This window comes from Nitrospira japonica, assembly GCF_900169565.1.
Classification (GTDB): domain Bacteria; phylum Nitrospirota; class Nitrospiria; order Nitrospirales; family Nitrospiraceae; genus Nitrospira_C; species Nitrospira_C japonica_A.
The window spans coordinates 3386899-3406069 of record NZ_LT828648.1; the positions used below are offsets into that span (position 1 = coordinate 3386899).

The 19171-nt window shown below is 59.0% G+C and carries 17 protein-coding genes; all 17 read right to left on the reverse strand.

Going from position 1 to position 19171, the window contains the following annotated elements; genetic code table 11:
• Window positions 1–6 precede the first annotated feature (6 nt).
• Window positions 7–528, reverse strand: a complete 522-nt coding sequence (locus NSJP_RS16075) for a hypothetical protein (RefSeq protein WP_155970314.1) — start codon at window positions 526–528, stop codon at window positions 7–9.
• 341 nt (window positions 529–869) lie between these two features.
• Window positions 870–2975, reverse strand: coding sequence for an HD domain-containing phosphohydrolase (locus NSJP_RS16080; RefSeq protein WP_172834400.1), 2106 nt, complete (start codon window positions 2973–2975; stop codon window positions 870–872).
• Window positions 2976–3080: 105 nt separating this feature from the next.
• Window positions 3081–4001, reverse strand: coding sequence for a hypothetical protein (locus NSJP_RS16085; protein WP_080887873.1), 921 nt, complete (start codon window positions 3999–4001; stop codon window positions 3081–3083).
• Window positions 4002–4055: 54 nt separating this feature from the next.
• On the reverse strand, window positions 4056–5396 hold the full coding sequence (locus tag NSJP_RS16090; RefSeq protein WP_080887874.1) for a response regulator: 1341 nt from the start codon (window positions 5394–5396) through the stop codon (window positions 4056–4058).
• Window positions 5397–5439: 43 nt separating this feature from the next.
• On the reverse strand, window positions 5440–5886 hold the full coding sequence (locus NSJP_RS16095) for a chemotaxis protein CheW (protein ID WP_080887875.1): 447 nt from the start codon (window positions 5884–5886) through the stop codon (window positions 5440–5442).
• 20 nt (window positions 5887–5906) lie between these two features.
• The gene (locus tag NSJP_RS16100) at window positions 5907–6401 is read right to left on the reverse strand and encodes a chemotaxis protein CheW (protein ID WP_080887876.1); all 495 of its coding nucleotides are present in this window, start codon (window positions 6399–6401) and stop codon (window positions 5907–5909) included.
• Window positions 6402–6458: 57 nt separating this feature from the next.
• Window positions 6459–9869, reverse strand: coding sequence for a hybrid sensor histidine kinase/response regulator (locus NSJP_RS16105; protein ID WP_080887877.1), 3411 nt, complete (start codon window positions 9867–9869; stop codon window positions 6459–6461).
• 51 nt (window positions 9870–9920) lie between these two features.
• On the reverse strand, window positions 9921–11795 hold the full coding sequence (locus NSJP_RS16110) for a HAMP domain-containing methyl-accepting chemotaxis protein (RefSeq protein WP_080887878.1): 1875 nt from the start codon (window positions 11793–11795) through the stop codon (window positions 9921–9923).
• Between the two features lie 61 nt (window positions 11796–11856).
• Window positions 11857–12378, reverse strand: coding sequence for a chemotaxis protein CheW (locus NSJP_RS16115; RefSeq protein ID WP_080887879.1), 522 nt, complete (start codon window positions 12376–12378; stop codon window positions 11857–11859).
• Between the two features lie 4 nt (window positions 12379–12382).
• Complete coding sequence (locus NSJP_RS16120) at window positions 12383–12745, reverse strand: response regulator transcription factor (RefSeq protein ID WP_080887880.1); 363 nt, start codon at window positions 12743–12745, stop codon at window positions 12383–12385.
• 62 nt (window positions 12746–12807) lie between these two features.
• The gene (locus NSJP_RS16125) at window positions 12808–13545 is read right to left on the reverse strand and encodes a Tll0287-like domain-containing protein (protein ID WP_172834401.1); all 738 of its coding nucleotides are present in this window, start codon (window positions 13543–13545) and stop codon (window positions 12808–12810) included.
• 462 nt (window positions 13546–14007) lie between these two features.
• The gene (locus tag NSJP_RS16130; protein WP_080887882.1) at window positions 14008–14760 is read right to left on the reverse strand and encodes an adenosylcobinamide amidohydrolase; all 753 of its coding nucleotides are present in this window, start codon (window positions 14758–14760) and stop codon (window positions 14008–14010) included.
• The gene (gene cobD / locus NSJP_RS16135; RefSeq protein ID WP_172834402.1) at window positions 14750–15868 is read right to left on the reverse strand and encodes a threonine-phosphate decarboxylase CobD; all 1119 of its coding nucleotides are present in this window, start codon (window positions 15866–15868) and stop codon (window positions 14750–14752) included. Before cobD ends, NSJP_RS16130 begins: the two co-directional genes overlap by 11 nt.
• Window positions 15859–16809 (reverse strand): adenosylcobinamide-phosphate synthase CbiB, encoded by a 951-nt coding sequence (gene cbiB, locus NSJP_RS16140; protein WP_172834403.1) that lies wholly within the window; start codon window positions 16807–16809, stop codon window positions 15859–15861. Before cbiB ends, cobD begins: the two co-directional genes overlap by 10 nt.
• Window positions 16809–17573: an adenosylcobinamide-GDP ribazoletransferase gene (locus tag NSJP_RS16145; protein WP_080887885.1), complete on the reverse strand. Its 765-nt coding sequence runs from the start codon at window positions 17571–17573 to the stop codon at window positions 16809–16811. Before NSJP_RS16145 ends, cbiB begins: the two co-directional genes overlap by 1 nt.
• Entirely contained in the window at window positions 17570–18625 is a 1056-nt protein-coding gene (gene cobT / locus NSJP_RS16150; protein ID WP_080887886.1) for a nicotinate-nucleotide--dimethylbenzimidazole phosphoribosyltransferase, read from the reverse strand. Before cobT ends, NSJP_RS16145 begins: the two co-directional genes overlap by 4 nt.
• 7 nt (window positions 18626–18632) lie before the next feature.
• A complete protein-coding gene (gene cobU / locus NSJP_RS16155) occupies window positions 18633–19169 on the reverse strand; it encodes a bifunctional adenosylcobinamide kinase/adenosylcobinamide-phosphate guanylyltransferase (RefSeq protein WP_197685437.1) in 537 nt (178 codons plus the stop codon).
• Window positions 19170–19171 lie beyond the last annotated feature (2 nt).

Here is a 19171-nt window from a genome sequence, read left to right on the forward strand (position 1 = left end):
CGCGGTCTAGTGGACGATTCCCCGCCAGAGCAATAGCTTTCCCCAATAGAACCCGGCCCACGGCATGAGCACCGCCGGAATCGCCTCAACCCATCCGCTCTGAAACGCCCAGATCGAACCGGCAAACAGCGATCCCGCACCGATGACATACGCAAATGGAACCAGCGCGCGCCCTGTGTGCCGGACCTCCTCGTGCTGAGGATCAGCTTTCCCCTTCTTGCCCGGCCTACTGACAATAGCCCGCATACGCGCGGCAAAAACCTCCGGAACCGTGGAGAGCAAATGGCGATGATATACGGTCTGCGCCGCCCCGCAGAGGCCTCCGAGGATCAAGAGCCCGGAACTGGCGACAAAGGTATTCCAGGTGTAGGACCCGCCGGTGACGAACTGATAGCCGAGTCCGCCGATCCCACCGAGCATGCAGACCAGCCCGAGAATGCCGGATGGAAGAAGAATATAAGACCGAACATAGTGTTTGGCCTGGGATAAAATGTCATCCTTTCGCCACACGGTCACAAGTTTTGGCACGCGCGGATACTCCTTTCTCTGACCGACACGAGATCATAGGAAGCAGTGCATCATAGCATTGCCCGTGTGATCGATGCATGACCGTGCCGCTGTCATCCATCCGTCTGATGAAAAATCATCGCGAACCCCGATCACTCAGACAAACGATCCGACCGACCGATCGATCGTCAACCCGGATCGAGGAGCTTGATGATAGAGAAGTCCGCGGACATGCGCACTATGCATGAACATAGCCTGTCGGCTATGGATGGGGGAAAAACCGCGAGAATATTAAGACGGCGTGGAGAGAGGCAGCGATGAAGGTTGCGAACTGCTTAGGCCGGGTGGATGAGAAGTGCGACTCATCCGGGAAGAATGTCCGCGATCGCCGCACGCCCCACCCGTCCGATGGTCACCCATTGTTCCGCCATCGGCACCAATGCGCAGATACGCCTGTCCAGGGCGGTCAAGCGCTTGGGGAGACTTTCGGCCTTGCGATAGGCGGCCACCAAGAGGAGGGATCGCAACCCCTGGAGGATCATCGTCATCATCCCCGCTTGGACACGATCCGCAATGTCATGCAATGCCTCGACCTGTTCGATAATGGGATCGAGCTTGGATGCGACGACAAACTCTTCCGAACCCGTCGGTTGGAGATCAGTCAGGGTCCGGCTTATGACGGGAACGCGGCACCGCACTTCCTCCAGAAACGATTCATCGACACGGTCCTGCTCGGTCAGAATTTCGCGCAGGACCTTCACCGTCAATTCGCCTCCCTTGGCCTCAGCATCATGAATGATAGCGTCCAGCACGTCCCTTGTCGGTTGAATCGAGCGAGACCGGACGCGCTGAAGATCCCGCAGTGCGGCCAGAAGCGCATCGCCTGATGCAACTGCTCCGGCCATCCGTCCGATGGCCTCGGATTCTGCTTCTCCCCGCTCTGACTCCTCTTGTGCGGGAATTTCTCCGACAAAAGAAGGCTCCTTCCTCTCATTCGGAGATGATGCCAGAGGCTCACGCGTTCCGGACGGCGCCGTACCCGCAATCTGACGTACCGCGTCGGCTATCCGATCAAGGCCCGTTTGCAGAGACACCAGGGCCGTTTGCATCGATCGGGGTTCCCGCCTCCCGGCCTCGTGAAGGATCGGTAGCAGGTTCATCGCCATGCGCTCGATCGAGCGCTGATGAACAGTCGCAGCCGACTTGGCGAGGTTCGTTAACGCCTGCAGAACAATCCCGTACAGTCTCGACTTGATCTCTTGGCTGGGTCTTCCATCCAATTGACGGAATGCCGCATGGATTTGCGCGAGCCATTCGCGTGCTTCCAATGCAAAAAGACCGATCATCTCATTGTCGAGCGAGACATCCGTTGACGGGGCGATATCGGGCGATGTCGGCGGAGGTGCAGGCTGTTCGATCGTCCCGGCCCGGCCCGGTACCACCCGGGTGGCCACCACCCCTTGAATGGCATTCGCAATGGCATCCAGACTCTCCAACAACGAGGAAAATTGAGTGGAGACTGACGGAACTGATTGAGACCGACGCTCCTCGGTACGGCCTGGCGGAAACTGAATTCGCGCCACATCCGGCGGTTCCACCGTTTCAATGACCGAGACCAACGGAAGTCGACTAAGATCCAGAAGCCGGTGATCAATCCCGCCGTCCTGTGCCGCCGTTCCCCTTCCAATCTCAACGACGGGGCGAAGGGGAAACTGCGCATTGATCTGCACGACGGTACCAACCTCTCCCGTAGTCAAACGAACCAGTGTTCCAAGCGGATAGGCCGATAGTTGTTCGACCAATGCTTTGACGACCTCGCGGGGGAATGCCGTTCGCTCGGCCACGATTAATTCCCTCACCGCCTCGTGCGGAAAGAATCGTCGACGATAGGGCCGGGGCGTCACCAGTGCATCGAACACATCGAGCACACCGATGATCTGAGCGAGCTCGCTGATGTTTCTGCCTTTCAGTTTGTTGGGATAGCCTTTCCCATTCCAACGCTCATGAGCTTGCCGGACGACCAATGCAAGCCATTCCCACTCGGCGCCGACCTTGCGAATCAATTGATAACCCAATTCAGGATGTTGTTCGATCAACGTCCGCTCGTCGCCGGTCAGCCGACCCGCTTTGGCAACGACGGATTGTGGAACCGCGAACAGCCCGATGTCGTGAACCAAGGCGGCGAGTACCAGTTGCTGTAGTTCCTTCCCGTAATAACCGAGTCCGGCCCCGACTTTCGCGCTGAGGATGCTGACGTTGATAAGATTGGTAACCAGGGGGGGACCAACCGGTCCGGCGAGAGCATGAATGACCAACTGGTCGTCGTCGCTCACGGCCTCGGCAATGGCATCCGCCAACGTTGAAAGCCGTGTGAGATCAAGTGCTTCATCCCGCTGTATTGTGGCCGCAATGGCGCCCAGTTGTTGCTCGGCGCTTTGGTACAGATCTGCACTGCGACGTTCTTTCATGCTGCGCATTTTAGCGGAGGGTTGCCGCACCTGTCTCTCGCGAGCCGCGACGAAACCGGATGGGAACTGCAGGGTTTGCGCCGCTTCCTATGAACAACGGAATGATCACGACAACGCCTGCCCGATAGCGGCTCGTTCCATTCTCCTCTGATCCGACCATCGATGCACGATCGCTCTGACAACGTCCAACCGGGCCGCGATCGCCTCGACCCGCACGGCGGCCAACCGGACGTGGTACTGTGCGGACACCGAGAGCAAACTGTGCAAACCGGAAAAAAACGAGGCCGCCAGCACGGCATTGAGATTCTGAGCCTCTATGCGCAATGATGCCACGCCCTGTAGACAAGGTTCCAATTCCGCACCCGGCGCCGATTCCGCCATCGACGAGATTTGAGCCGTCAAGCCGGGCATAGACTTGTCCAGGGCGCGAAGAAAGGCCTCTTCCGAATCGGACAGGCGCTGCAAATAATCCCGGACGGCCTCAACTCCGACCTGCTGCACCCCGGCTGTGATCTGAGCCTCCATTTGATCGATCATCGTCCTCACAATATTCCGCTCGGACGCGTTGCCGTCCTCTTGGGCAGACTGGAGTTGGCACAACGCTTGGAGAAATTCTTCCGGCGAGACGGTTCGTTGCGTTGCTTCATTGCTCTCTGACGTATCCTGGGCCTCGAACGATACGCCCGTCGCGTGCGTCAATGCGACATGAATTTGCCCCAATTGTTTGCACAGGGAAAGAAAATCCTGAACCGAGAACGACTTGAGGGGATCCTTGAGTGCTTCAATGAAGGGAATCGCGGCAAAACTGGCTTGTTCGACCTCGGGAAGATTGATCGTCGCGGCGGAGCCGCCCAGATTGGTCACTCCCCCGGCGAGAATCCCGATCAGCGCTTCGTGGCGTTCAGGAGCCGGCCCCTGTTGAAGTTCATCCAGAGCCACATGGATGTTCTGAAGCCACTCCTGAGCCTCTTGCACAAACAGATCGACGAGTTCTTTCTGGAAGTCGTCCGAGGTATCGCCCGCCATGAATCCAGCCTCTCACGCATATTGCCGGTCACCATCGATGAGGATTGCGTGCGATCAAGACCGCCGTACACTGTTTCCAAGTTGTGAGGCCAGCCCGGCAATCTCTCCCAACTTCTTGGCCATCTCTTCAAACCGCTTGGTTGCCTGCTGGGCGGATTGTTCGGTTTCCGACACGTGCCGGGTCAGCACCGCATTCCGCTCACGTTCCGTTTGCAGCAGGTCCTCCAGCTCTTTGGCCTTCGTGACGACTCCCCCGATTTCATGTAATTGTTGCGAGAGTTCTTCCGACCGCTGCTGTTCCCGAGCAAGCTGCTGCGCCGTTTCTTGTGAACGAGCCAGTGCCTTTTCCATGGCATTCATTTGTTCCACAAGTTGGGTTGCGGCTTGCCGTTCCGCCTGCAACGCCGACTCGAATTCCCGGGCTCGTTCGGCCGCCTTCTGCAACTCGGCTATGCGCTGCGTGTGCTGCTCCGCACGATTCTGCTCCTCATGCAAAGCGGCCTCGAGTTCATGAACGCGTTTGGCCGTCCCCTGCAGCTCCTCGGCCGTTCGCCTCAATGCAGCCGACTGCTCTTGCTCGGCATGCAGTCGCGCTTCCAGTTCGCTGACGCGGCCGTTGGAGAGCTGTAATTCGTTCGCCACGTGTTCAGCCTGAGCCGCACGCTCGTGCTCGACCGCCAGCTTGGACTCCAATTCCTGCAGGCGCGCCTGAAGTCGTTTCGCCTCTTCCTCTGATCTTCTGGCGTCCTCCGACGATTGCCGGGCTTGCTTTTGTCGCTCTTCGTCTTGGGCAGCCAGAACCTCCAACTCTCGAAGGCGCCCCAACTGGCCGTCCAGTTGGGCAAGCTTCTCTCCAAGCCGGGAGGTCTGATCGCGTTCCTTTCTGAGGTCGTCTTCCGCCTGCTTTAGTTGCGCCGCCATCCGGCGATAGGTTTCAAGTTGCTCTTGGCTCACGCGTGTCGCTTGGTCGGCCTCCGGGGAAGGTGTCGGCTTGACGGCTGGTTGAGGCGTTCCGGAGCTCGGTGCCTGCCGCTTGGCCAGCAGCTCAAGCACACGATCTTTCAAGGACGTTCCTTGGAACGGCTTCTTGAGCACACCGTCTGCTTTACACGATTCAGCCTGCTTTGCAACCTCATCGTTGACGATCCCGGAGATCAGAAGGACCGGTGTGCCGGCCAACGACGTCTGGGCTCGGACAAAGGCGCATACTTCGTACCCGCTTTTGTCCGGCATGATGACATCCGAAACGATGAGGTCCGGACATTCCTTGGATAGAAATGCCAATGCCTCTTCTCCATTCGCGGCGAGAGTCACACCCAGCCCGGCCTCTGTGAGCAGGCGTTCGGCTACTTTCCGAACCGCGATGCTGTCATCGGCCACCAACACTTTCGGCATGTCCCCATCCTTTCGCCCATCCGCTACGACTCAATACCGCCCTTCACGACTGTCCCAATCGTCTCAGAGCAACGATGTCGATGTCCAACCCGTCCCGCACAAAGCTTCCGATCGTTTCGATGTCGTTCCTGCGGCTCGGCCGAACTTCCGACGCGTCCACCGTGTGCAGAGAGGGGATTTCGGCGTCAATACAAATGGCCATCGGACCTTCGGCGTGGCGAGTAACCAGGCACAATGTAGACTCCGTCTCCCGCTGTCGATTCAACCGAGCTGCCAAATCGTACACCGGAAGCACGTCTTTGTCCCGTTTTACAAGAGAACCGACAAAGGGAGTTCGGCTCGGAACAGGCACGTCGCTTCCCCACGCGGAGATGCCGCCGACGTCCTCGGCTTTCGCCGCAAGCTTCATTCCGCCGACGGAGAACACGACGATGCTCCATGACTGCCTGGTCGCAACGGCCCGTTCTTGTTGTCGTGCGGCTCTCAGCATAGACTACGATCCTCCAGCAGTCAGGCTGCGAGACTGCGACCCGTCACCGGTCTGGACGGGAGCGTCCCTTCAGTTCCAAGTTCGCCCAGCACCCATTCCGGGTTCAATACAATCGCCAAGTCATTCCGATAGAAAATCATTCCCGTGACCCACGACCGCTCCTCGCAACGAAAATGGGGCGGAAGCGGCATGCAGTGCTGCCGATCCACGTCGATCAGTCCCACAACTTCATCGACGTGAATGGCACCATGCGAGTGCCCGTTGGAGAACAGTACGATCCGAAGATCAAGACTGGCGACATCTAATTTGGTGGAGAGTCGGGCGGCGAGATCTACGCGCCGATACGTCATGCCGACCCAATTGACGGTTTCCCCATGGCCGGCCTGCTCCTTGGTCAGAACGCCGCGCACCTCATCGGACGGCAACGCACAATACCGGATGCCGTACCGCACCACCAACAAACTGGCGACCTGCACGTTTGTGGTGGCCGCCTTGTAATGTCCCCTTAAACTCATGCGTGCAACATCTTTCTGATGGGAGCGGACAATTCCCCGGACCAAATCCGCCGTTGGTCATGTCTTTCTCGGCGAAATCTCCTGTCCGATCCACCGCTCCAATTCCTGAATCAGGGCCCGTTCTTCGACAGGCTTCGCGATATAGGAACTGGCCCCGATATTGATTGCCATCTGCCGGTGCTTGTCGCCGGCGCGAGTGGTCATCACGATGATCGGCGTCTGCTGGGTCTGAGGCCTACTGCGCAGCGCTTGAATCACCTCATAGCCGTTGAGCTTGGGCATTTCGAGATCGGTGAGGATTAACCGGAACTGTTGGGCCGAGGCCTTTCGAAGTCCTTCCTCCCCGTCCACGGCGGTCTCGACTTCATATCCGGCGGTTTCCAACATCCGGCCGACGAACTTGCGAATACTGAGAGAATCATCGATCAACAAAATGTGTTTGCTGTCGGATCGGGATTCAACCGTCTCTTCATATGGCGTTTCCGGCTCATGAATCCCGGATTCTGCTGTCGAATCCTCGAGCGCGGCACCTGCCTGGGCTCCGCCTGACACCAGACGTGCCGGATCGAGAACGAGGATGACCCGGCCTTCCGGATCGATGGTGGCTCCTCCAAAAGTCGATTGCGCCAGCGACTTCAGCGAAGCGATCGGTTTGATGACGATTTCTTGGCGGCCGAGCAATTCATCCACCATCAGGCCGACCGGTCCCACGCCGGTGCGGACGATGACGACGGGCTTGCCCGCTTCAACCGGACTGCCGGAACCATGGACCAACATGCGATGAAGAGGCTGAACCTCTATCGCTTCCTCTCCAATCTGTATGATCGTGCGATCCCCGACCTGCTGAAGAGAGCTCCCCGTCAACATGGTGACTTCCCGAACGCTCGGCAGCGGAATACCGTATCGCTCGCTTCCCGTCCGCACCATCAATGCCGTGGCAATCAGCAATGTCAGCGGGAGGTGAAGCGTGAACTTGGTTCCGATTCCGCGAACCGACTCCACGTCGATGTGACCGTTCATGCTTTCGATGACCCGCTTGACGACATCCATCCCCACGCCACGGCCGGCCTGATCACCAATCTGATCCGCCGTTGAAAAGCCCGGCATGAAAATGAACTTGATCGCTTCGGCATCGGACAGGCTTCTCGCCACGTCGGCACGAACCAATCCGCGTTCCACCGCCTTGGCGCGAATCTTGTCGATGTCCAACCCCGCCCCGTCGTCTTCGACTTCGATCAACACCGCGTTCCCTCGATGAGACGCATGAAGATAGATCGATCCGGCCGCGGGTTTCCCCTTGGCGACTCTGGCAGCGGCCGGTTCGATGCCGTGAAACACCGCGTTCCTGACCAAATGCACCAAAGGATCGACGAGCCGCTCGACCACGCCGGTATCGACTTCCGTGTGTTCGCCGGACGTAACGAGAGTGACTTCCTTCCCGGTCGCCCTGGCCATCTCCCGCGTCGCCCGCCGAAACCTCGTGAAGGGCGTTCCGATCGGCACCATGCGCGCCCGGGCAATTTCATCCCGCATGGCCAGTGTCAATTGCTGAAGTTGGCTCATGTCTTCATGCGACCGGCGGATGGATCCGCTCAGTTGGGACATTGATTCGGAAATATCCGCCGTCACTTCGCTGATCCGGCGAGCGAGAATGTTGAAATCATCGTATTTATCGAACTCCAGACTTCCGAAATCGCTCAGGCCCGGGAACAGCGATGTCCCGGTCCGTCCAATCCCGGATTCTGCACCGGCTGATCCCGATGAAGGCAGTGTGAACGTATGTTTTTCTTCAAACGAGCGGACCGAGTCCATCAATCGTCCCTTGAAGGCCAGCACCTGTTGCGACAGCTGCTCCAAGACACGAAGCCGCTGTTCGAGTCTTCCACGGCCGATGACCAGCTCACCGACGAGATTCAACAGTCGCTCCAACCGATCCCGGCTGACTCGAATGACCTCCCGATCCTCTGATCCTGCCTCCTTGCTCTTGCCTTCCGCCACCCGTGCCGTTTCACTCTCCGCCTGGTTGCTCTGCTCAGGAGACGGCATCATCGCGGCCGCTGTCTGCGTGACGGGAGCCGACACGGCAGAGCCCGCCGTGATCGGCTGTTCCAACCGCTTCAAGCCTTGCATGGCGAGTGTAAACCGCTGACGCACCATTTCGGCCAGAGTCGGATCACGTCGCATGAGCAACCGGACGACATCTACCGCCTTCAACAACATGTCCGCGTGACCGGGAAGAACCCTTACACGCCCCTCCCGAACCGCACCCATGAAATCCTCGACGTAATGGGTCAGGTCTCCGATGGATTGAAATCCGACTGTATAGGCCGATCCTTTCAGTGTATGTGCCGTGCGAAACAGCTGATTGATGAGTTCCGGGTTGGTGGGCTCTTTTTCGAGCCGAAGAAGCTGCGCCTCCAGGGACTCCAGATACTCCTGCGCTTCAGGTGCAAAATAGGACAGAACCTCCGGATCCAATTGCGGCAGGAGGTATTCGTCCGTCAGCTGCGGAGCTTCTTCTACAGCCTTCTCCACCGCCTGGGCCGGTTGCATCTCCATGACCGCCGTTGCAGTGTGGAGTTGTGGAGCCACGACGGCCGGGGCAGAGGTTGTTTCGATTAATGGTTTGCCTAGGCAGATGCAGCTCAGCGCCTCGGTAACGGCGGGAACATCTCGCTGAAGCTCGGCGATTCTCCCTTCATCACGCCGCATGAGCGTGCGAACGACGTTCATCGCTCTCACGACCGCGTCCATCAGAGCGGGAGAAGAAACGATCTTTCCCTCCCGCACGGCGATCAGGCACTCCTCGACATGGTGAGCGACGTCTCCGACCACTTTGAAGCCGATCGTGTGCGCTGAACCCTTCAATGTGTGCGCCGTTCGATACAGCGAAAACAACGCGTCCTGATCTTGAGGGGATTCGTCCAGGCGTTGAACGAGAGTATCGATGGTCTGCAGATATTCATCCGCCTCAGGAGCGAAATACGACAGGACATCCGCATCGATCGACGGCACGAGATATTGAGGTGACATCGGAGGCTGGCCATCCCCGCGCTCCGCCGCATTCTCCGCTGACTTCGGAATAAGACTTTCCACTTCCGATCTCCATCGTTCGCTGACGCTCAGGTCCTCTTGCCCACCCTGTTTGACGACGTCCAGCTGGCCTTGAAACGTTTCAATCATGCCTCGCAGCATGCCAACCGCGTTCGGCCAGGAGGATTCAGCAATCCCCGTCGACTGTTCGAGCACCGATTCGAGCAGCGCGCCGAGTGTCGCAAGTCCGGAGAATCCGTAGATCCCGGCGGCACCCCGAACCTTGTGAGCCCAGACGTATTGATTCTGAAGTTCCTGCGCCGTTGGAAGGGCGTCTCCCGGGGGATTCACGGCCGTCGCCAAAGCCAGTGCGGCTTCAGAGGCTTCCATGACGAAAATATCGATAAGGGCCTGTCGGTCCAGTTCGGAACTCATCCCGATCCTTTCTGACCCGGAGCGCCTGACGACGCTCCGGGATCCAGACGATTAGGCCAGTTTGAACTGTGCGACCGAAGAGGTCAGTCCGTCGGCGAGTTTGGCCATATCTTCGACGGTCATGCGCGCCGCATCAGTCGCTTTTTGAGTGGCCACGGCGCCTCCGGTGAAGTCCTTGATCGACCGACCCACCTGATCGGTAGAAGCGGTTTGGCTGGCCGCTGAACTGGCGATGGTTTGAGCCAATTCGGCGGAGCGCTGGGCGATGCCCGAAATTTCGTTGAACACTTCACCGGTCCGGAGTGCGGAAGCCGATCCTGCTTCCACCGCCTGAGTTTCCTGTTCCATCGCCACCACAGCATCCTGTGTTTCGGACTGAATGACTTTCACGAGATCGGCGATCTCACGCGTAGCCTGCGTCGAGCTTTCAGCCAACTTTCTCACCTGATCGGCGACGACGGCAAATCGGGCTCCTGCCTCGCCTGCTCCGGCCGCCTCGATGGCGGCGTTCAAGGCAAGCAGGTTGGTCTGATTCGCAATATCTCGAATCGTCGACACGATCTGGGAAATTTCCAGCGATCGGTCGCCGAGCGCCTTGACCTGTTTCGACATGCGTTGCACGGCTGATCTGATGCTCTGCATGTCCTGCACCGTCTCCTGCACCGCGACTCGGCCTCGTTCAGTCGCTTGCAACACCTGCTTCGCGGACTCGGACGATGCACCGGCTGTTTCTGCGACCTGACGCATTTGCGCAGCCAACTGTTCGACCGCGCTCAGGGTACGCACCGACTCGTCCGCTTGGTGCTTGGCCGTGCCGGCCATCTGTCCGGCGCTATCTCGAAGCGCGCCAGCGGACTTGTTGACGCGCTCGGCCGCTTCACGAACTTGTTTCAGCAGCTGTCCGAACCTCGCGATCATGAGGTTGAAACCGTCGGCAAGGTTGCCGAACATATCCGCCGTGACCTCGCCGCGCTTCGTCAGGTCGCCTTTTCCGACGTCAGACACCAGAACGAGGAAACTCATCAAGCGTTTCTGCATCTCATTGCGCTCGTCTTCCGACGTCACGAGCGCCGTAATACGGTCCAACATGGCATTGAACGACGACGCCATCTGTCCCAATTCGTCCTTTGATGCGATCTTTGCACGAGCTTGGTAGTTGCCGTTCGCGGCCAACTGGGCCACGCTGGCCACCTGACCGAGACCGAGCGCGAGTTTGTGGGCAACCCAATACCCGAGGCCCAAACCCAACGCCACGGCCACGAGACCACCGAAGACCAATACCATTGTCCCGTTCCACGCAAGGGCTTTTGCCTCGTCGTTGAGGTCGCCGGAGATCGCCTGCATGGTCTTGATTTGGTCCGCATGGCGATTGGTGACGACGTCATAGGTAGGCGCGATGCTGACCGTGAGCGCCAACTGACCCAACTCCCGCATCTGTTGCGCCTGGCTCTGCGTCAAAGACTTCGACTCGAAGCTCTCGGCGATGGCCGCGACACCCGCGTCCGCCTGCGAGAAGAACGCCGTGAGCGCTTCTTTCAGATCGCTCAATCCTTTGGCCTCATCGAGGCCGGAATTCGACACTCGCAGGGGCTTACCCTCATATGCGGCAATCAGGCTGTTCATCTGCTGCTTGTATGGGCTCAGCTTTCCCACGTCGGATTTGAAGTCTGCGGCGCGGGGCGCCTTCGACAACTCCTGAAGCGTCTCGTGATACTTGTTGACGTTGAACAACAACTGGTTGAAGTCGATCAGCGCGACCGTGTAATCGGTATAAATCTCGTCGGCTTGCTGACTGAGCTTTTTGTTCGTCCACACGCCGAGCGACGCCATGATCAAGATGATGACGCCGATGACGCCGAACGTCATCAGGAGCTTCGATTGTGTTTTCAGGTCCTCGAACCGCTGCATCACGCTAAACCGTGCCATGAGAACTCCTCCTTCTCTCCGATCCGTGTCCGCGGCCCCGCTCGGGGCCTGGTGCCCTGGGTTATCTCGCACTCTCGAAATGCGAGAGCACAGCCGAAGTTTCCAATACGCCTCTGAGTCGATCCTCCAGTTTGACGACCGCCGACACGAATGGGTTGGCCTCCCGTCCCGTATCCCTCGGCGCCGGCATGAACTGATCCCTGGAAAGAGTGCGAATTTCAGGAACTGAATCAACGAGCACGCCGACTTGCCAGGCGCCATGCTTCAACACGACGGCATACCGCAATGTGGCTTCGGTACCCAACCCGAACATCTGACGGAGATCGAGCAGCGGGATGACCGTTCCGCGCAAGTTGGTGACGCCGACCAAGCCGGATGGCATGCCGGGAACCGGGGTCACCGATTCCACGACAAAGACCTCCCGCACGTGCTGCAGATCCACCGTAAACATCTCTCCCCCCAGCGAAATAATCGCGGCCCGTACGCTGGGCGACCCGGCCGGCTGAGCAGCAGCGGAACCGGCCGGAAGGATTCCGGCCAGTGGCTGCCCCTGACTCGTGTTCGTCGAGGAGGACGTCGACATGGGGTTACCCGAGGACCCGCTTGACCGCGGCAAGGAGTTCCTCGCCTTTGAACGGCTTTACCACGTGAGCGTTGGCGCCCTGCTGTTGTCCCCAAAACTTGTCGCTCTCGTTGCCCTTCGAGGTACACAGAATGATCGGAATGTTCTTGGTGCGATCATCGTTCTTGAGATCCCGGCAGGCCTGGAATCCGTTGCGGCCCGGCATGACGACGTCCATGACGATCAGGTCCGGCTTCTCGTTGAGAATCTTTTCTTCCAACTTTTCCGAATTCGGATACGAGACGACGGTATGATTGGCTCCCTTCAGATATCCCTCGATCACCTGAAGTTCGGCGTACGAATCATCCACCACGACGATCTTGCTCATCTTGTGTTCTCCTTAGTGTTGATTACAGTTTACTGAACGTGATGCGTTGCTGCGGCAGGCCGTTACTTCAGCGGCAGCACGACGCTGATCGCTCCGGCCAACTCCCCTTCCTTCCAGCCTTCCTTCTTATGACCCGATACATCTCGCTCACCCTTCGGCGCACCGTGGCAGTTCAAGCAGGTGACTCCCGCATACTCCGGGTCCATCATGCGAAGAACCGGACGGCCGTCGACCATGGTGTTGCGAACGTACGTTTGCCCCTTGGGGTGACGGGGATCGCTGAACATCCGGAGCACTTCCGACTCGAAATCATCCGGCCTATTGGAGGGATTCCGGTAGTCAATCCCGGTCAGTTTCATGCGAACGCCGGATTTCTTGTAGAACTGCTCTCCGGTTCTTCGCGCGAAGACGGCGGGAATGAAACCTTTGAACGCGATACCCTGTTTATTGATGATCGGCTGTGCTTCGTTGATCACTTCTTTTTCCGCCTCGACGAGGGCAAGATACAAATTGGCCTGCGGAACGACATTGGGAATTCTCAGGTCGATTTTCGTCCGCTTCTTGAAGCGATCGATGACCTGCGCTCCCATATAGTCGCCGGTGAAGCCCTTGTCTGCCTTGGAGGCATCATTGATGTTCGCCATTTGCTCCGACACGACTCCGCGACCGATTTTCACCAGCTCGATCAAATGCTCGGCAATTTCTGATTCGTTTGCCGCCCAGGCGGATCCGCCGAAGAGGGTGACGGCCGCCGCAGCAACAAGGCACATAGTCCGACCACGGAAACATCTCGATTCCATACCGCCCCTCCTTGATTGGTTCATTGATTCAACGAATCCGGTTGAAACTTTCAGCGCTCCTGAACGACGTCGACAGGTCGCCGCAATTGTTGAAGGCAATCTAGAAATCCAAGATAAATTCTTGGCACTCGGGGGCCGTTTTGCAAAGACTATGCTTACGGGGACCCGGCTGAACTTGCCTTCCTGACTCAAGCTGGATCACCCGTCTTATCAATCACTTAAGACTCATCACGAGTGAGATGATCGAGGTGATTCGCCGCAAGTCGATTCATCTTGTGACAAAATGATGCCAATCTGGCAAAAAATGATCACCGAGAACGGCTCCGACATCGCTCATGGGAAAAAGTGTAGCAGACGCTTTCGATGCGTCAGTTCCGTGGGGGAGGTAAAAATGGACCCGGGGGAAAATACCTGAGGAGAGCCCGCACACGTCGTCGCACAATAGGCTGGTTCAAGCCCGGATCACGGAAGGGATGTCCGGCGCCACCGGAACCATCGGGTGAGTCCTTCCTCGACGCACCGAGCAACGAGGCGACCGATCATCGAACCGATCTGAGTATGGGTACCGCTGTAGCGGATCTTGTGCCCACCGAAACCATTAGAGGCCACCACGACCGCATCCGTGCCTGTGCCGGTGGCCGTGCCATGGCTGGCTGCGCTGGGGATGCATCGCCTGATCAGGACAGCCGTTTTGCTTTCCGTGGCGACTTGGACGGCCCCCACCATTGCCGACCCCGTCAACGTCGCATTTGTCACGAGAATGATATTGATCGTACCGTCACGTCTACGCCCGCGCGTGTTGGCGTCACGTCGTACCGGCTCCCCGGCTCTGACGGCGTTCGCAACTCCGACCGTACAAAAACATTCGACCCATATGCCCTCCTTCTCCTCTCGCCGGTGCACGAGCCGTGTCATCGGCACCGCGGTCATGAGTCCGACTACCGGCCGTTCCACACCCAATCGGTCCGCCAGGGCACCCAGAAACCGTGCCGGATCTTGCCAATCCGACATCGCCTTCGAAGCCCAAACCGTTCGTCTTCCGCTGGTCATCGGATTGGCAGCCACTTGATGGTTCAGAATGGAGCGAGCTCTCACCAACCCCCCTCCCCCCGGAGCAGATGACAGGACGCGATACATGCCGCCGAGACGGAGCACCAACGTGTCCAACACTACGCGATGCCTCACCGCCGATTGAGCAGGCTTCTTACCGGTCACGACCTGTCCCCAACAGCCGTCGCAGGGCCACTACCATTCGATCGTTTTCGGGTTCCGTTCGGATGGCAACCCTGATCGAACGGGTCGTGAGCCCCGGCACGCGAGAACAGTCTCTGACCAGAAGACCCTGTTGCCTCAACACCGCCGCCACGCCGGACGCCTGATGGAGATCCGGCAGCTCGAGCAGGAGAAAATTTGCCCGTGAAGGAAACACCCTGAGTCCGGGAATACCGGACAGACGCATCGACACGCGTTCGCGCTCGGCCTCCATGAATGCCAGCGAGCGCCGGACATATGGCCGGTCATTCATCGCGGTTTCCGCCGCCGCCTGCGCATAGCCATTGACCGACCATGGCGGCTGATGGCGTCGTAACACCTCGGCCAACGAAGGTGCGCAAACCCCGTATCCGATTCGAAGACCGGGCAGTCCATAAAACTTCGTGAAACTCCTCAGCACAATCAATCGCGGATATCGATGCAACACGGGAAGCAACGACAGGCTCTCACAGTATTCCATGAACGTTTCGTCGAGAATCATCCAGACACCGGACTGGCCTGCCTGGCGGACGAGTTCCTCCAGGTCGCCGGGTTCGCAGGCCTGACCCGTCGGACTGTTCGGATTGCAGAGGAACACCGCGGAGGCCCCTTGAGCCCGCCTGGCTGCCGACTGAATCCATTTCCCGGCTTTATCGAGCGGCGGTCGATAGCCGTCTCTTTTCCGTGCCGACAGCAGCTGCGCCTGCGCTCCCGCCAAGCTCAATGCGGCACCGTATTCTGAAAACGTCGGCCCCACAATCAGCGCCGAGCGACACTGCAAAACGCGAGGAAGAAGATGGATCAGTTCGATCGATCCATTTCCGATGACAAAGTGCCGTGGAGACAATCTCCATCGGGATGCAAGCGCTCGTCTGAGATTCCCGCATTCCGGGTCAGGGTAGTGCCTGATCAAACCCTCCGCTTCACGAGCCAACAACCGACGCACTTTTGACGAGGGCCCGAGCGGATTGATGCTGGCGCTGAAATCGAGCAACGAGGACGCTCGTCGTCCCAGCTCCATCGCGACGGCGTGGATGTTGCCGCCGTGTGTATCCGCGGCCTTTAAAGCCATAGGAATCCACATGCCGCAGCGAAGCCAAACAGATAGGCGACAGTCATCACATATTTGGCCTGGGTAATGTGCCTCACGGCCAACGGCTCGATGGCAGTACCCAAAAATGGCCGGGTCTGCGGAATGCCGTCGTAATAGTTGGTGCCGCCGAGTTGAATGCCGAGCGCACCCGCCATCGCCGCTTCCGGCCGACCGCTGTTCGGGCTGGGATGTTTATGGCCATCTCGCCAAAGCACCCCGACGCTCCGTCTCACTGGACCGGGACGTCGAAACACCACGGCGGTCGCGAGGATAATGAGCGCCGCCGTGATGCGTGCAGGAAGCCAATTGACCAGATCGTCCAATCTGGCCGAGGCCCAACCGAACTCCCGATACCGTTCGTCTCGATGTCCTATCAGGGAATCCAAGGTCGAGACCGCCTTATACGCCAACGCGAGCGGAGCACCGCCCAGGATCAAATAGAACAGCGGAGCGATAATCCCGTCAGATGCGCTTTCTGCAACCGTCTCCACCGTGGCTCTTACGATTTCGGGTTCCGATAGATGATCGGTATCGCGTCCCACGATCCGGCTCAGCGCCGCGCGGGCCTCCTGCCACGACCGGATTTTCAGCGGGTTGCTTACGCGAATGACATGATCGGTAAGATCACGCCAGGCAAGCGTGGTAAAGGCCATCCAGATTTCCAAACTTCGTCCGAGCCATTCGTGTACAACCGTTGCCGCCGTGATCATCGTCCAGGCGAGACCAAAAGTCAGAGACGGAAGGGCGCAGGCCAACAGCACGCCGGCCAGGCTGAGAGAGCCTCGTGCCTTGCACCATGGCCGGATGGTTGTTTCAAACGCTCCGATGAGACGACCCATGCCGCGGACGGGATGGGGCAACCATGGTGGATCGCCCACAAGGGCGTCAAGCAGACCAGCCAGCAGAAGATCGCTCGGCATCACGGCAGCTGCCATAGGAGAGGAAGCAACACGAGCATGCACAGTTCCACCAGCTCATTGGTCGTCCCCAGCGTGTCTCCAGTGATGCCGCCGAAAGCACGGCGATAGCTCCACGTCAACAATCGGCTCGCCATTGCGCCGACTCCTAACATGACCGCTGCGGGGTACAGACCGACGGCCCAGCTCAGAGAACCGGCCGCCAGGATGGTTGCGCCTGATGCCTGCCTCCAGGAAAGATGGGCCAGAAACGGCGCAGCTAGCCCTCCTTCGGCTCTGGCGTGGGTCGCTCCCCAGGCCCCGACAACCATCGCCCAACGTCCCATTACGGGCATGCAGAGAAGAGCCGGCAATCGTGCCGCATCGGGTAAGGCGGCTACTGCGGTGCAGCGCAGGACGAGCGAGAGAGCAAGACCCGTTGCGCCGAGGGCACCGATGCAGGGGTCTTTCATGATTGCCAATCGATCCGCGGGAGTGCGGCCGCCCGCAAGCCCGTCGAGCGTATCGGCCAGTCCATCCTGGTGAAGTCCCCGCGTCAAGGCTACCAAGAGGATCACACACAGAACCGCGGAGACGTCGCGGGAAAGCCGCTGCATCAAGAGAACATTCGTAACGGCGAGGATCGCCCCCAGGATAATCCCAACGAAGGGATACCAGACCATTGACCAAGCCAGCTCAGCCGGGCTGGGTTCATGATGGCGCCGGCTAAGAGGGACCGACGTCAGGAACTGCCATGCGATGATCGGCGACCGCAGGCCCGCCGTCATGAACTCCGCTCCGAGACGCCGGCTTCGCCGAACGTGGCCATTTCGGTGAGGATCTTCACGGACGCCTGAACCAGTCCCATTCCCAAACAGGCGCCAGTCCCCTCTCCCAGCCTTAATTCCAGATCAAGGAGCGGATTCAACTGGAGATGTTTCAGCAGCACGTCATGACCTTGCTCGACCGAACGATGCGCGGCAATGAGATATTGGCGGCACCGAGGCTGCAATCCGCACGCGATGAGTGCCGCTGCTCCCGCAATGAACCCATCGAGTACGACCGGCACGCGGAAGGCAGCGCATCCGACGATGAGTCCGGCCAAACCGGCAATTTCGAGCCCTCCGATTTTAGCAAGTACGTCCATCGCATCGGTCGGATCGGGTCGGTGGAATGCCAGAGCGCGTTCGATTACTTCGACCTTGGCCTGACGAGCACGCTCGTCGATACCTGTCCCCCGTCCCGTCACAGAGTCCGCCACGGATCCGGTCATGACCGCCGTGATCGCCGCGCTCGCGGTGGTATTCCCGATTCCCATTTCGCCCGTCCCGATCAATCCCGCGCCCTCACCGGCCGCTGCGGCAGCCAAGTCGACACCGATCGCGCAAGCTCGTTCCGCAATGTCCCGAGGCATGGCGGCTTCCCTGGCCATGTTGCGAGTGGACTTCATGAGTTTTCGGTCGAGTAGCCCCGGCAATACTTCGAAGTCATGGGCCACTCCGATGTCGACGACACGTACTTCGATGCCTGCATGTCGAGCCAGTACGTTGACACCGGCACCGCCACGGAGGAAATTTCTGACCATCTGAGCCGTCACGTCCCGCGGATACGCGCTCACGCCTTCATCCACCACACCATGGTCCGCGGCAAAGGTATAGAGAATCCCGCGCGGCACGGCAGGCTTCCGTTCTCCGGTCATCGCACAATACCGGACGGCCAATTCCTCCAGACGCCCCAAGCTTCCCTGAGGCTTAGTCAAACGATCCAACCGACGTTGCGTCTCGGCCGCGGCCGAATCGTCGATGTTTCTCACCGAGGCGATGGCTTCCTGGAGCGTCATAGATCCTTTATTTCAATCGAACACTGAGTCCGCTTACCACGAGATGCGTTTCGTCGGACTCGTCCGCGATCAACTGATTGATCGTGCCGGCGACTTCTCTAAACCGGCGGCTGACTGCGTCCCCGGGGACGATCCCCATTCCCAACTCATTCGCCACCAGTACGATCCGCGCTCTCGTCCGCCGCGCAGCACCGAGAACGCCTTGCATGTCCTGAACGATTCCGGCGTCCACTCTTCCCTGTCCGAACTGGTTCGACAGCCACATGGTGAGACAATCCACGACGATCACTCGGTGCTCCCGGCCATGCCTCTCAATCCACCCGGTCAAATCCAAGGGCACCTCGGCGGTCACCCATGACGCCGGTCTTGAAGACCGATGACGGGCAATCCGTTCCGCCATCTCTTTATCCAAGGCCTGACCGGTTGCGACGAACGCTCGAGATACCGTCGGTCTGACTCCCTTCGTGGCAAGCCGGAGGGCTGCCTCACTCTTACCGGATGAGGCGCCACCGAGAACAAAGATGAGTTGAGATTTACACCTCACCG

Coding starts and splice junctions, on each gene's coding strand:
- NSJP_RS16080 (WP_172834400.1), bottom strand. CDS start 2,975: ATGAAAGAACGTCGCAGTGCAGATCTGTACCAAAGCGCCGAGCAACAA.
- NSJP_RS16085 (WP_080887873.1), bottom strand. CDS start 4,001: ATGGCGGGCGATACCTCGGACGACTTCCAGAAAGAACTCGTCGATCTG.
- NSJP_RS16090 (WP_080887874.1), bottom strand. CDS start 5,396: ATGCCGAAAGTGTTGGTGGCCGATGACAGCATCGCGGTTCGGAAAGTA.
- NSJP_RS16095 (WP_080887875.1), bottom strand. CDS start 5,886: ATGCTGAGAGCCGCACGACAACAAGAACGGGCCGTTGCGACCAGGCAG.
- NSJP_RS16100 (WP_080887876.1), bottom strand. CDS start 6,401: ATGAGTTTAAGGGGACATTACAAGGCGGCCACCACAAACGTGCAGGTC.
- NSJP_RS16105 (WP_080887877.1), bottom strand. CDS start 9,869: ATGAGTTCCGAACTGGACCGACAGGCCCTTATCGATATTTTCGTCATG.
- NSJP_RS16110 (WP_080887878.1), bottom strand. CDS start 11,795: ATGGCACGGTTTAGCGTGATGCAGCGGTTCGAGGACCTGAAAACACAA.
- NSJP_RS16115 (WP_080887879.1), bottom strand. CDS start 12,378: ATGTCGACGTCCTCCTCGACGAACACGAGTCAGGGGCAGCCACTGGCC.
- NSJP_RS16120 (WP_080887880.1), bottom strand. CDS start 12,745: ATGAGCAAGATCGTCGTGGTGGATGATTCGTACGCCGAACTTCAGGTG.
- NSJP_RS16125 (WP_172834401.1), bottom strand. CDS start 13,545: ATGGAATCGAGATGTTTCCGTGGTCGGACTATGTGCCTTGTTGCTGCG.
- cobD (WP_172834402.1), bottom strand. CDS start 15,868: ATGGCTTTAAAGGCCGCGGATACACACGGCGGCAACATCCACGCCGTC.
- cbiB (WP_172834403.1), bottom strand. CDS start 16,809: ATGCCGAGCGATCTTCTGCTGGCTGGTCTGCTTGACGCCCTTGTGGGC.
- NSJP_RS16145 (WP_080887885.1), bottom strand. CDS start 17,573: ATGACGGCGGGCCTGCGGTCGCCGATCATCGCATGGCAGTTCCTGACG.
- cobT (WP_080887886.1), bottom strand. CDS start 18,625: ATGACGCTCCAGGAAGCCATCGCCTCGGTGAGAAACATCGACGATTCG.